The sequence below is a fragment of the Sphingobacterium sp. UBA6320 genome (assembly GCF_002440335.1).
Lineage (GTDB): Bacteria > Bacteroidota > Bacteroidia > Sphingobacteriales > Sphingobacteriaceae > Sphingobacterium.
On sequence record NZ_DJTA01000017.1, the window covers coordinates 47,735 to 61,785 of the forward strand.

The window sequence follows — 14,051 nt, forward strand, 5'->3', positions numbered from 1 at the left end:
GGATGTTAAAACGGAAATTTTTCACTTTCCGCTCAACGCATACATTACATTTGATTCTTACGTGTGCGTCACACTTGCTGGTTAGAATTTTATAACCTTCCATAAGTTACCTTGTTACCCGAATGTTACAGTTACTTTTTGATACTTTGTTACAATTTTAAACAAATCAATTGTAAATTTGCAAAGAAGATAATATGATTCTAGAAAGAAGGTATTATAATATTAAATTTTAAACATTAATAAAATGGAACAATTTACATTAGCTATCAAATTTACTGCAAAACCTGACAATTACGAACAATTTAAAAAAGCCCTTGCCGACCTTTTTGAAACGGTGAGCGAGCAGGAAAATTTCGTTCAAGCCACTATTCATCAGAATATTCAAAAAGCCGAAGAATTTTTTGTTTATGAAGTGTGGAATGAAGATATTGAGCATTTTATGAATGTTACCCTCAAGCAACCTTACGTTCTGGAATGGGAACAGTTGTTATTGGATTTGGAGATACAACGTGAACCATCGGTCTACCAGTCTTTTGCAAAATTTAGAAAATAAAAAAAGCGTCTCAAAAAATATCTTTGAGACGCTTTTTCATATCAAATTTATTTTGAGCTATATTATCTGATTATCAAATAATATGATAGAGAAGTTAAATGCCTTCGAAAAACTATTTCACGATGCTTCTTACCCTAATCATACATTATCGTTAACAGGGCTGAAGGAGATTGATGGTGTCCGGTAACAGGAAATTTGTCTTTTACGAAGAAAGTTTTCTCTTGACCGAGAAAACTCAGTCAGCTTGAATAGCATTGGCACTAAAGCAGCGAAACGTTGGCAGCTATAAAAACATCTAAAAAAACGATTCATTTTTTAATCTAAATGGTGTTATGTGTATTAGATGATTGATTAGTAAAATGCAGTAATGTTTTTTTACTAAAAATTTATTACCACCCAGTTGTAAGTGTCCCAAAAAATCAAACAGCTTAAAACTGGACATATATGTTTAGATTTAAGTAATAAGATGAAAAAGACACGTTTTACAGAAACCCAGATTGTAAGAGCTCTCAAAGAGGGAGAAGAAGGTAGAAACACCGATGATATCTGCCGGGAGCTTGAGATTAGCAAAGCCACCTTTTATAACTGGAAAAGCCGTTACGGTGGCATGAAAGCATCTGATGTCAAGCGCCTGAAGGAACTTGAAGAAGAAAATGCACGGATGGAAAAAGAAAGTACCCTATTTCATTGGAGAGAAGGGAAGAGAGATCTTCTATATCCTAGGGTTATATCAGTGGCATGAGATCGTTGATCAGGAAGGTGAAATCCATAAAATAGGAAGCATTGGTATGCTCACACGTGAAACCAATACCGTTATGGGCCAGATCCATAATGATGGACCGAACAAAAGACGTATGCCTTTATTTCTAACACCTGAGCTCGAACAGCAATGGCTCCATGCACAAGATGAAGAAAGCCTGATGCCCATTTTCAATTACGAGATGCCCGATCAGGCATTAGAATACTATCCAGTCTATACCTTGAGAGGATATCCCAACAGGCCAGATGGCAAGCACCGTTACGAACCCTATCAATGGTCAGATCTGCCACCCTTAGGACAGGATGGACCCATGCAGCAAAGTTTGTTTTAGTGATATGTGTAAGATCTTATGAAGTTTGTCCCCCTGAGCAGAATTATACTATTAGAATTAAAGCGTAACGGTTATAACATTTTAACATCCAAAAATACAGTTGATGACGAAAACCCAACATGGTATCCGTTAACTGTACCTGATGTTGATGATTATTTATTACACTTAGATTGTAGTGGAAGCATTGTTCCTATGGAAGAGCAAGCGCTATTGGTCATTGACGATGCACTTGCCAATATAGATGAAGGGCAGCTTTTAGGAGAAGTATTTATAGAAATAGATCATTTAGGAGAGTTGGAGGATAAAATCCAATTTTACGGCAAGCAGTATAAGTTTATCTCCGATCCAGAATATTATGTTTTTTCATTCGATCCGAAGCGATTCTTAATACGCAATTATGCCTTACGTACAGGCAATCATCTTCTGTATCTAGCTTATATCAGCCAACGTATTATAATCAACAGGCTTAGTTCTGCATATCACGAGTTTTAATTGTGCCGGGTGGTATAAATACAGCCACATGACCAACTGGTTGTAGACGAATTGCGTTTTGCCAGAAGCTATGGTACCTGCTAATAAAATATTAGGATGATGGTAAAGCTCACGAAGTATTAAATCTTCGGAACCATCAAGCAGAAGAGGAAGTTTATACTGAGAAGCTTCTTGTCCGATTTTTGAAAATAAAGACTGGAGTAAACTTGGCAGTAATTCTAATGTTGGATATTGGTAACTAGATAAATCCATCTTTTCATCATATACTCCAAATTGTTCTACTAGTGTCACCGGATCAGCTATTACTGAAGGATTTTGGTAGTATTTGACAATCGTTTGGATAAGTTGTTCAAGATCTTTCTCTTGATATTGTTTTTCTGCAATGTCGAGCAATTCTAAGAGTGAAGCGGCAGATTCTTTCCTCCATAAATCCTCACTAGAATCACTTGTGGTTGTACTCAATATTGCATCTTTAGTAATGGGTGTCCCAAAATAGTTATGTAACTCTTCTATGTATTCATTGATATTAGTTTGATTTTGGCATGGCCAATCATTCATCGCACTTACAAACAACGTAGCTATCTCTTTTAGAGCATGTTCATTCGAGTCTGCTTCAATAAGATTTTTTAATTGCTCTATGTTTTCAAGTCTCGCTTCGTCTTTCATAGTTTATTCTTTTCCTACCATTATTTTTTAATCGTTTCTATTTAAGGTGATTTGGTCGTGATCTTTTATTTCCATATAAGATCTATGGTTCCACAATGAAGTAAATATATATGATCAATAATTTACTTATTTAAATATAATATTAAATTCTGCTTGTTTAGTCTTCAGTTTATAGTAAATAACTATTAAATCAACCAAACTAAAATTTACAGTAGATAATAAATTATTTATTTAGTTTTATTCTTTCTTTTTGGATATTGAATAAAGATGGATATGCTAAAGAATAACCGGTTGCTCAACATTTTTGCGTGTTCATCCTATTCTGAGTCAGACATTGGTTTGTATGATTTTATACAGCATTTTGTCCCGACAAAAGTAAACGACATGTGCGTTTATGTGCGAGTTTAAGGAAGAGTCTGCGACTGATGTGATCGAGCAGATCCTTGATGTGACTGAAGAAGTGTTAGAAGGGAAATTATTGAGGGCTTTCTGATTGATCTATTAATTTTTAAAAAACTATACAGATGAATTTAAAGCAAATACAGCAAGAATATATTCTCAATCATCCTACAGCTGTAAGATAAGGTAAAAGTAGATCACAGCTAACTTTACGACAGATGGGTGGCAATCGCGAGTCTGCCTTTAGTATCTCTCAGTTATTTACTATAGCATATGGTGAAGAGATTATTAGACAAGGTTTTGCTCGTTGGCCAGATATAATAGCAGGGGAGTTGGAGCTATTGAAGAGGAGATTGGTTGATTAGTGTTTATAATTTTTGAAACTCAAAAATTAGTCTGTTAATATTTCAAGAATGTCAATATGAAATCAATATTAAAGTAGAATTATCTGCAAAAAGATTGAAATAGTTATGGATATTATTCTTTCTTATTTCTCTGTTAAAAAGGTAAGTAGGGTTGCTTTATTTATGTTTTTATGTAAACTCCTGATTAATTCTCCTTTGCTATTCAATAATATAAATGCAGGAAGTTTCTCAGAACCTAGATAATGAAGCTGAATTTTTTGGCTACGTTTACCTATGGTCATACTGGTTCCGTTAGTTTCATTTTGGTTTGGAGAGTTTACGATCTTAGTTTTATCGTCAGTGTGTAAGGTTATAAACATAAATTTATCAAAAAGTAATTTGTTCAGTTGCATATCGTCAAACAATGAGACTTCTAGTTTTCTACTATCCACATGTCCCCAACCGGTAAAATAGATCACGACATTTCTATTAATATTTTCAGCTTCCTTAAGAATTTCGGGAAGCGCCATGTAATAATACTTTTCTGATAAAATTTCATATTTACGTTTACTATTAATTTTGGTATTTTCTCGTGCTGTACCCATAGTTTTTCCGAGTTGTTCGTTCTCAAAAATTTTAAAAAGGCTCCAGGCTTCAAAATATGTGTTATCTCTTGATAAATTATCTTTTAAATAGCTGTGAAATCGTTGTACTTCGTTGGAATCTATCGGAATTTGTAAAAGGAGATTTTGATCTGATATCCAAGTATTGAGGTCAACCTTCTTATTTTTAAGGATTTCTGATGCATGGTGTGATGTTCTTAATAAAGGGAATTCTTTAGAATTTTGAAATTCTAGCACTACATTAAAGATATCTTGATAGGTTATCTTCTTATTACCCGATTCTACTAAAGGAAGAATTAAGGTCTCAAAGAGAGGGGGAGTACTAATGATTTCTAATGCAGTGCTGTCGAGTCCACATGCCTTTAACTTTGAGAAATCTTTAAGAATTAGCTCTATTTTATTAGGCTCTATGTCTTGCAAACTTATTTTCCTTTTTAATAACTGTTTGCAATTGACCTGTGCATTTACAAAATGCAGATTAAAAAAGTTTATTAAGATAATAAAGCCGACAATCTGGTAAATTCTTTTCATTTCTCAAATATAGGATATATTAAATATATTCATTTGCAATGAAATGGTTTCATTATCTATTTCATCTTCTAAGAGCTACGTTTGGCAGAATCATTACCTGTTATCAATGAGCTTGGTAAATGGATATTTGAAGAGATAAAATCTACACTTCCAAAAAGTCAGATCAGAAAAGCCATGGCTTATGCATATGCAAGATGGGATGCCTTATCTGCTTTTCTGTACGACGGCTCATTATTGATCGATAATAATCAGATTGAAAATGCAATCAGACCAGTTGCGCTGGGACGTAAAAACTACCTCTTTGCCGGAAGTCATGAGGCAGCACAGCGTGCAGCAATGATGTACTCATTCTTTGCTATCTGTAAAAAACATGAGGTCAATCCTTTCAATTGGTTGAAATATACGCTGGGGAATATCATTTCCATAAATCACAAAAACTTAAAAGACCTATTTCCACAGAACTATAAACAAAGCAGCCAACAATCAAATATGTAGTTCGTAGGACGGATACCTATAGTCTGAGTATAGAGTAATGTGCGAAAAATATCAATCCAGTCATTCAAGGTTGGATAAACTATTATGGAAGATTCAGAAAGTCATCATTAAATTCTTTTTATCGGAATATCATTGATAAGCTGACAAATTTTTTAATGAGGAAGTATTAACCTATACAAAGACGTGTTACTGGTGCTGGGAAGTTTTTAAAACAACTTTATCTTAAAGACCCAAGATTATTTGCTCATTGGAAACATTAAATGGTTGGCTGAATAACAAGAGCTTTATGAGTCGAGAGGCTCACGTACGTTCCTGTGAGAGATTTAGGGCTGAGACTCCCCTTTATTTACTCGACCAGTTGCAGAAAGCTTCTTTAAATCATTAAAATCAGAACAAATATATGGTAACAAATTGGTATCCAATGAGCAAATGAGAGGCGATTTATTTGAATACATAGAAATTTGTTACAATAGAGAGTGTAGACATCCTACACTGGGAAATATTACCATAGAGCAATTTAATAACAAAAAACAAAATCTTAAAAAAACTGCTTAACTCATACTGCAGATTTTATTTGCAAGTCCAGTCTAATTTCAGATGCATGAAAAATGGGTTACTTACAGCTTTACCTGTTTTGGTAGCCTTGTTAGGAGATATTTTATGTGTATTTCTTAAAAAATACTATTAGTTTTTCTGTGTAATAATCAATCTGATTATTATCATTGTCTATTTGTATGTTCGAAATATTATCTTTAAAATATATTTTAGATTTTTTTGCATTAATATCGTACAAAAAGATGGATTTGGAAGTTTCTCCAAGATAATTTAAACAACTTTTGTATTGGTCAGTGGATATAATTCGATCTCCTTCCTTAAAGGAAATAACATAGGATTCTTTATAGTACCTTTTAGAAAAAGAATCATAAATTGTAGAAGATATTAAACCGAAAAAAATAATTATGAACCACATCAGCAAAGTTAGTGTCTGGAAAGTTTTTTTATCAAATTGGCTCAAAATAAATATTAAATAAACAAATAACGCAGGAATAATTATAACCTTCAAAGGGAAATATCCTACAAAAAACACAGACAACAGAATTATGGTCAATTTGAAATTTCTGAGGCTTTGGCTTGCATTCTTTTCTAGAATATTTATGAAACGTTCTTTATTGTTCTTTTTTGCTGTAAAATAAACTATCACTTTTTTTCTTTGAAAAAGGGTTATATAGACATGTGTTATTCTGTAATAGTAAGTATGAATAATAAATAGTACTACTTCGACGAGGAAAACTACGAGTGTTACTTTAATGATATATTCAAAAAAAAAGAATAAAAGATCTGTAAGCTCAATATAGTTAAATATGGGAATGCCAAAAGAGTAGTAGTAAATGAAATAATTAATAAAGCTCACAATGTAGATTGTTGCAATTGATACTCCCAGATTATCCTTTAGAAAGTCATAAAAGTTTTTTATATCCTGCATAGATCATTGGCTCTTTTTGGTTAAAATTATTTTTAAATGTTTACTTTCCGATTTATTATAGGTTTCAAATATATTCATTTCCTTTAAAAGATCCGTATCTACTTCATGTAACTTTAAAATATTACATCATTTTGGTGATAAATAAGTGTTTTTTATTATCGTCTAATTAAATTAATATATGTAATCATGTAATACTGAAATTTAAAGTGTCCGTTTTAAAATAATTACAATCGGAAAAGAATTAAGCTGATGATAATATATGCTGATTCTTACATCATTAAATGTCCTAAGAAGCGATAAGTTTATAAAGGAAGCAAAGCTATTATATCATAGTGCGAGGAAACTATCCCACAAAAGGAAATATTTTAGATGTCTTTTGGAAATGACTTAAAAAAATGAGATATTCGAATTGCTCGATCATTTATAAAACTAGATCGTGTAGAGAAATCAAAATTGAACCATAATTCTGAAACCTATACAAAATCATTATGACCAGCACCACGAGTAATAATAGTCAAAAAGTACAAGTAGAACATTATGCCTAAATTTACGGAAGATCAATTAAATAATTTTAGATATCCACCAAGTGATACGGAAGAAGAAAAACTCTCCAATTCGGAGAGACAAGTTAAAGAGGCTATCAATAACTGGCCTGCTTTAAAAACTAGGTCCATAACCATATTTGGTCAGGGTTCTTATGCAAACGACACTAATGTTAGAGTAAATAGTGATATTGACATAAATGTCATGTTAACCAATACAGTTTTTTATGAACTACCTTCAGGTAAAAATTATGAAGATTATGGTTACTCGCCGTCAGATTATAGATATACAACTTATCGAAATGACGTATTTAATGCCTTGGTCTATCACTTCGGTTCCGAATACGTAAGAAACAACAATAAATGCATAACTGTACTACCGAATACTACTAGAGTAGAAATTGATGTTGTCCCAACCCTGAGATTCGATAGATATGATAGTGAATCCCGTACTCCTGTTGAAGGTGTGCGATTTATAGCGAATGATGGTACGCTCGTTACAAATTTTCCAATACAACATATCGAAAATGGCCGTTTCAAAAATAGTCAAACTCAGAAGCGGTTTAAAAGACTTACAAGAATATTTAGGCGCATTAGGTACAAGATGCTCGATGACAGGTATGAAGTCAATCAAAATATTACATCCTTCTTGTTAGAATGTCTCTTATGGAATGTCCCAAATTATGTATATAATAACAATCATACATGGACTGAAAGGCTTAAAGAGGCGATTAAGTATATCTATAATGCTACAAGTGAAAATGAAACCTGTAAAGATTGGGGTGAAGTTTCCGAGTTACTTTATTTATTTCGAGGACGTAAATGGAGTATTAAAGACGTCAATCAATTTATGCTACAGATGTGGCGGTACCTAGAATTTTAATCTATGAATTTCAAATACTACAAAACAAGCAATTTGATCATTTCAATTCTTGTGCTTTCATTGCTCATAGCTCCCGGATCAAAGCGCTTAGAAAGCTTAATTCAAAAGTCTGAGTATCTTAATTCTATTTACAGCTACATTGGGAATTTTTCCACCGTAGCCATTCTAACATTATTTTTGATATTGATCAACAACATCCTTTGGAAATACGTAGCGTGTAAGTGGCTGGTTGATCTTCCTAACCTCAATGGTAGATATCAAGGGGAACTAACGTCTACATATATTGACCCACAATCTCAACTTCCTGTAAGGAAGAAATGTATCATTGAAATTTGTCAAAATGCATCAGAAATAAAAATACACTCATATTATGGTGATCATAATAGTAGTTTGCAATCATCTGAATCAATTAGTGTATCAGAAGAAATAAGAAAGTTGTCAAATGGTTTCTTCGAAATCTTCTACATTTTCTCCAATACCGCTAATACATCAAGTCCTCAACTAGACAATCATATTGGCACATGCCAATTGAAATATCATCCCGACTTAAAATCTTTGGTCGGCGAATATTACAATAAAAGAGGATATAAGGGTAGAATTGACGTGACGTTTGTGCAGAAGACGATTTTAGGAAGATTTAATTGATATTGTGTTTAGTGTCAATCGCAGATTAAACAATATTTCTACTACTTTATGAGCGAATATCCAAAAACATTAAAATATTTCATGTGGTCTTATCAGGTTCACTTTGTACAAGGTTTACAATACACAGCTAAGGATATATTTACATACTTGGGAATTGACCTGATACCCACCGTTTTCATGATCGGGTTATCAGATCAGGAAGAAACACATCATGCTCCAGTCTGCTTTGAACCAGAAGAATTTGACTACTACGGTGCCGACATCTATGATAACTTTCATCAACTGGCACAGAAAAGCTACGAGAATAGCGAAGATAGTCAGATGTACTACTCTGGCGAAGGACAAAATGAAATCATGACAGTTAGGCATTTAGCTAATCATAGAAGGCAACATTTAAAAAAGATGCTAGACGAGCGTTTGCCGGGAAATACTCATTATGTCGGTACAGGTCAATCTTTATATGGCTACGATATATATATCATAGTACGATTTGAAAGCTCCGTTCACGATAAATACATCGTATTGAACAGAACTACTTTACCTAATGACGAAAGGATGTATCTAAAACGGTCAATACTTGAGTGCGCAATAGAAAAGTTTATTGAAGATGCAACAAACTCGATATATATTCCTGACGCCGGTTCTAATCTAAGAGGTGGATTAAGGTCTTCTAGCGACTACCTTAACATAGCAGCTCAGGATTTGATGGTGTCCCTAGCAACCAGAGGTCGAAAGTTTATGGGAATGCATGGACTCTACCCTAACTGTGAGATGATATCACTCTCCACTTATGAGAATGAGGTAGTAGTAGGAAGTTTGATTATTGCCATAGAAAATCACGATGCGATAGAAATGGTAAGAGTACTGACCGATCCGTTTGATCTTTCAAATCATCGAAAAACGTTGAAAATACTCCGTTTGTGTGAAAATGATATTTGCGTTGTAACAAATAGCGAAAAAGTTCTGGGTTTAGGACGGATCGATCATTCGACATACCAGGAAGAAAGCGAATCGATAATTACAATAAATTTCACAGGTTTCCATCAATGGGAAGCAGTTCATTCGGGAAATAAACTTCTTCGGATGGTACATGGAAAGTTGGAGCCGGTTACGATCAACTTAGGTTTTGAGAAACTCTATTCGGACGGTGTTCGAATCTTCAGCTCCTTTAAAAAAGATGAATGTCAGCACATCTTTGATTTAATAACCACAGCTTTAGCTGAAAAAAAAGGCGCCCAAATAATAATATCAGAAAATGCTGACAAAGAATCCGACCGGCTTAATGCCCGCTGTTTCAAGACAAAACCTACACCACTGACCTCAGAAGAACTTACACGTCTAATGCGTGTTGATGGTGGTATAATGATAGATCAACATGCAAATCTTCATGCTTTTGGTGTATTACTAGACGGGGCATTATTAAAAAAAGGCGATACTTCTCGTGGTTCACGCTATAATTCTGCTCTAACATATTATGAAACGCAGCACAACGATAACCCCACGATGATAATTGTAATTTCAGATGATGGAATGGTGAGCTTATTACCTGGTCTACGCCCTCAAGTAAAGCATTCTAAAATAAAAAACGCTATAGATATAGTTCAGAAGATGGAAACTGAAGATAATTATGAACATAAATCATATGGAATAATCCAAAACTGGTTACAGCATCATAAATTTTATCTAACAGTAGATGAATGTCAAACCCTAAATGAATCAGTCGAAAAGATTTCAGCATACCAAATACGTGTGCATCAAATGTCAATTAGGTATGACAAATTTGAACCTCATGAAGAGATGAATGAGAGTTATTATTTACCTGAATAATGGATGACTGAATTTTATTTTGCACAAAAAGACAATAGACTTATCAATATATTATTAATTGAGTTTAGGAAAATAAAAAAATACGGCTGATGGATTAATGACAATATCATCATCTGTAGAAATTCCGAATGAGCAAATCTCCTTGTATTTCTGGATAGCATGCACATTTAAAGTCTGCTAAAATGGAATTGTTGAATCAAGGGATATTTATAACATTCTGGGTGTAGGTATGTGTGGCAAAAAAGGTTTTGAGTTCCAGAAGTATAATTGACAAACGTGCTGTATATCTTACTTTCACGCTTAGCGCTGACTTTAAATAGTGTAAATATCCCTAAATTAATGATATCTATTTGATTTTAAAAAAGATTTCTAACCATCAACAATTACGACTTCTAATCTTTTGTTTTTTCCTTTAACAGCACGACTCAATGCATCAGTGAAATCCGAACTCGTCCAAGTTTGATTTTGTAATTTATTGCAATGATTAACTATTTCCTCTAAGTTTCTTGCTTTGTCGAAAAACTTTGTGTTTTCAATCACGGCATTCAATGTAGATGCAGAACCTGCTCCTAGTGGGATAGGAGGTATCACTTTTAGTACTTTATCCCTTCCTTGAATTCCAGAAGGTTGTAAATCTATATTGGTATAGCTTAATTGGTTAAAGCACTCCCTTGGAAAGTGTTTTATTCAGAACATTTTCCAAGGAACGTTGTTGGTTCGAACCCAATTACCATCACTAAAATGTACTGCAGTTAAAACAGGTTTTGCGTCAGGAGGGGTTACATCCAAACTTAGAGTTTCGGAAATCCGTCTGAACGTAAAGCCTCAAAACATATTAATTTATTTTAGAGAAGTAGCAATTCAGATCTGAGTTAATCTTTATACGTGGCTTTCCCCAGAAAAATGGTCGATAAAAGTTACATTCAAAATCAGATTTGTCCGAATTATAAAATAATTTCAATCTACTCTCAGAAATAATGTAAGTGCCTTGGCCAATGTTTTACTATTAAAAATACCATTATTTTTTAATAGTAATTGGTCACCTTCATTGGGACCATCCGCAGTTGATATAGGAAAATTGTATATATAATTCCCAACGATTGAATTTTGAAGATAATAATTATCAAATTCTATTGAAATTCCAATAAACAATATTACTAAAAAAAGTATTATTTATTTTAATTTCATTTTTCTTAGCATACGATCAATGTCTAAAATTTCGTGATTTGGAAGATCAATTAATGATTATAACATATCCAATTCTTGAAGTAGTTGTAAACCTTTTTCTGTCAATTTATATTTTTGTCTACTACTTTTTGGAGCTAACTTCGTTTTTTGAATTAAATTGAGTTTTTCCAATACAGATATAGTTCGAATAACATTATTGCTGTCGTTTATCATTCCAATACTTGTAAATAGGTCTGACCTAGATTTTTCGCAGTCTTTTAATGTTATTAAGATCTTAGCCATTTTTCTTAAAGATGGTTTAGTTTTATTAGAAAGGTCATTCACTAAGTTGGAAGTGCTACTGGTAGTAATTTCTTCTAATTTTACTACCAAGTCAAAAATATAATCAATTTCTCGATTAAATTTTTGACTTGATCTTTGATACTTAATTGGGGAATCCTTTGACTTAGTTAGGGTGCCTTCAAATACTAAATTGTTAAGAGCATTTTGTAGTTTATTTCTATCAAAATTGTATTTAAACCTTTTTTGTATTTCTACTTTTAATTCTGTTACTGAAATTGGTGTTTCTAATAATTTATCGGGCATAGCTCTTTGCGTTATCACTTGCTTTGGGATAACTTTATTCGGTTCTATTTCGGTTATATTATCGTCATTAGGGTGTTTTTTAGTTAAAATATATGAAAGTTCCTGCCAAGTCAAGTTGAAGTTCTTATCACTAAGAGTTTCTAAATTAAGTCCAAGAAAATCAATATATTTATCTCTATCAGTTATATTTAGATACTTGTCAGCCTTTTCTATTAACTCTAAAGATCGTGGCGTAATTTCAGCTTTCTTTGCAGATATTTTACGGGAAAACAAGAGCTTTTTCCTTACAATTTCTAAATTCTTTCCGACTATATGATTGGTGTCCTTTGCCATTCTTTAAGTTATGGCAGATTGTGAAAAAATATATAATATTTTTATGTGAATTATTAGATTAATTCATTATGTTTGTGATAGTATTATTAACAGGAATTTATTTCTGTATAAATAATAGTGGTATTTAAAATAAGAGTCTTGCGGTTGCAATTTCTGAAGCCGTAACGCAGGGCAGTAGTTTAAAATACCCATGTCTTTTCTTTGTAATGCAAATCGTATATTTGCTTATCAAGATGGATATGGGCCTACTGTTAGTCCGTGTTACGTTAGGCTTCAGAAACTTTAATGCAACCACGGCATGTAGTCCCATATTCATCAATATAACTTGCCTCGAGACTCGTTAATTATAAAACGAGTTATGAACAAAAAACAAACCACCAAAAACATCATCAAGCCGGCAGGTTGATCTGCTGCGCCAAGTCACTATGTTGACTATCCATTCAAAATGCAATCACGAAGCCCAGTTTTGACCTTGATGAACCCATAACATTGCATTTTTTCCAGTTTATTTTTTAACCATTTGACGGTTGAAGAGGAGGCTTATTGCCTGAATTTTAGCTCCTGATTCACCTTCAATGTAAACCATTAAACAATGCAAAAAACTTGTGTTAGGGAGAGCTATGTGCTGTCCCCAGGGAGAGAAATGTCTTCGTTTTTTAGCGAAAAAAGTGTTCCAGTAACCAAAAAACCCATTATGACAACACCAATACCAAAACAGAAATCTAAAAAGCCTAAGCCCGTCAGGTCCAGAGGACGCGTACCTCATGTGCCACTATCTATTGTAGCGCAAAGACCAAAGGAGCTATACTATTCGATACTAGTTCCCGCGGTGGAAAAGACCGATCCCTATATCACTATAGTGAGCGATGTGCGCAAAGATGTACTTCGGATCACGATGGTCTGCATGTCGATCTATGAAGCCTACTTATTTGCCTTGGGTCTGCCATCCAATTTTCCAAAAGAACAGATTATCGTGTTCGGACAAGACCGAGCCAGGTATATCCCTTGCCGATCTTGTGAGTACGGAGAAAAGCTGATCTACCATTATGAACTCACCGTACCTGCCGATACCGCCATTGAAGAGTATCAGCAACGGATCTGTAATGATCTGAATGATCATTTTCAATTGGATGTCAAAGTGGAGCAGCTGTCCATTGTCACAGATAGCCGACCGATCACAACTGAAAATGGCGAGTCGGTAGAACTGATCTGGGAGGATCAGACCACCGTGATTATGAGAACCAAAGGAAACCAAATAGGAAAGCTCGTCTATTAAAAGGCCGTAGCTGAAGTATTAAAAATAAATTTTCTACCCGTGAATCTCAATTCTGCCGAGGGATACAACTGACATGATAAAAGTAAACCCTCGGC

General features: G+C 33.7%; 12 protein-coding genes, 1 tRNA gene and 3 pseudogenes. 12 read left to right on the forward strand and 4 right to left on the reverse strand.

All coding sequences use genetic code 11. The features are described 5' to 3' along the window. Positions 1-244 precede the first annotated feature (244 nt). The 4 genes and pseudogenes from B3P23_RS10205 to B3P23_RS10220 all read left to right on the forward strand — a co-directional run bounded on the left by B3P23_RS10205 (position 245) and on the right by B3P23_RS10220 (position 2,136). Positions 245-553 (forward strand): putative quinol monooxygenase, encoded by a 309-nt coding sequence (locus B3P23_RS10205; RefSeq protein WP_293925678.1) that lies wholly within the window; start codon positions 245-247, stop codon positions 551-553. 466 nt (positions 554-1,019) lie between these two features. Next, a pseudogene (locus tag B3P23_RS10210) lies at positions 1,020-1,223 on the forward strand (transposase); the annotation flags it as partial. Continuing rightward, a complete protein-coding gene (locus tag B3P23_RS10215; RefSeq protein WP_293925679.1) occupies positions 1,207-1,644 on the forward strand; it encodes an SOS response-associated peptidase family protein in 438 nt (145 codons plus the stop codon). The pseudogene B3P23_RS10210 and the gene B3P23_RS10215, both read left to right, overlap by 17 nt. An 18-nt stretch (positions 1,645-1,662) precedes the next feature. Next, positions 1,663-2,136 (forward strand): hypothetical protein, encoded by a 474-nt coding sequence (locus B3P23_RS10220; protein ID WP_293925681.1) that lies wholly within the window; start codon positions 1,663-1,665, stop codon positions 2,134-2,136. Here B3P23_RS10220 and B3P23_RS10225 read toward each other — a convergent pair. Then, positions 2,074-2,802 (reverse strand): FtsK/SpoIIIE domain-containing protein, encoded by a 729-nt coding sequence (locus B3P23_RS10225; RefSeq protein ID WP_293925683.1) that lies wholly within the window; start codon positions 2,800-2,802, stop codon positions 2,074-2,076. The genes B3P23_RS10220 and B3P23_RS10225 overlap by 63 nt on opposite strands. Positions 2,803-3,688: 886 nt before the next feature. Further along, positions 3,689-4,699 (reverse strand): hypothetical protein, encoded by a 1,011-nt coding sequence (locus B3P23_RS10230; protein WP_293925685.1) that lies wholly within the window; start codon positions 4,697-4,699, stop codon positions 3,689-3,691. Positions 4,700-4,771: 72 nt separating this feature from the next. Here B3P23_RS10230 and B3P23_RS10235 point away from each other — a divergent pair. The 6 genes and pseudogenes from B3P23_RS10235 to B3P23_RS10250 form a co-directional block, all read left to right on the forward strand. Continuing rightward, positions 4,772-5,194, forward strand: a pseudogene (locus B3P23_RS10235) (IS66 family transposase); the annotation flags it as partial. A gap of 50 nt (positions 5,195-5,244) precedes the next feature. Then, entirely contained in the window at positions 5,245-5,364 is a 120-nt protein-coding gene (locus B3P23_RS21475; RefSeq protein WP_414713145.1) for a group II intron maturase-specific domain-containing protein, read from the forward strand. Between the two features lie 205 nt (positions 5,365-5,569). Next, positions 5,570-5,749, forward strand: a pseudogene (locus B3P23_RS21480) (IS3 family transposase); the annotation flags it as partial. Between the two features lie 1,465 nt (positions 5,750-7,214). Then, entirely contained in the window at positions 7,215-8,102 is an 888-nt protein-coding gene (locus tag B3P23_RS10240; protein ID WP_293925686.1) for a nucleotidyltransferase domain-containing protein, read from the forward strand. 3 nt (positions 8,103-8,105) lie between these two features. After that, entirely contained in the window at positions 8,106-8,747 is a 642-nt protein-coding gene (locus tag B3P23_RS10245; RefSeq protein ID WP_293925687.1) for a hypothetical protein, read from the forward strand. 48 nt (positions 8,748-8,795) lie between these two features. Further along, complete coding sequence (locus B3P23_RS10250) at positions 8,796-10,574, forward strand: hypothetical protein (protein ID WP_293925689.1); 1,779 nt, start codon at positions 8,796-8,798, stop codon at positions 10,572-10,574. Between the two features lie 369 nt (positions 10,575-10,943). Here the strand turns inward: B3P23_RS10250 and B3P23_RS10255 are convergent, their stop codons facing one another. Beyond that, on the reverse strand, positions 10,944-11,165 hold the full coding sequence (locus tag B3P23_RS10255) for a hypothetical protein (protein ID WP_293925691.1): 222 nt from the start codon (positions 11,163-11,165) through the stop codon (positions 10,944-10,946). Between the two features lie 48 nt (positions 11,166-11,213). Here B3P23_RS10255 and B3P23_RS10260 point away from each other — a divergent pair. Continuing rightward, positions 11,214-11,307: transfer RNA gene (locus B3P23_RS10260), tRNA-OTHER, on the forward strand. Between the two features lie 512 nt (positions 11,308-11,819). Here the strand turns inward: B3P23_RS10260 and B3P23_RS10265 are convergent. Beyond that, a complete protein-coding gene (locus B3P23_RS10265) occupies positions 11,820-12,680 on the reverse strand; it encodes a hypothetical protein (protein ID WP_293925693.1) in 861 nt (286 codons plus the stop codon). Between the two features lie 592 nt (positions 12,681-13,272). On the opposite strand from B3P23_RS10265, the gene B3P23_RS10270 reads away from it, so the two are divergent. After that, complete coding sequence (locus B3P23_RS10270; protein WP_293925695.1) at positions 13,273-13,956, forward strand: hypothetical protein; 684 nt, start codon at positions 13,273-13,275, stop codon at positions 13,954-13,956. The last annotated feature ends 95 nt before the right edge of the window (positions 13,957-14,051 follow it).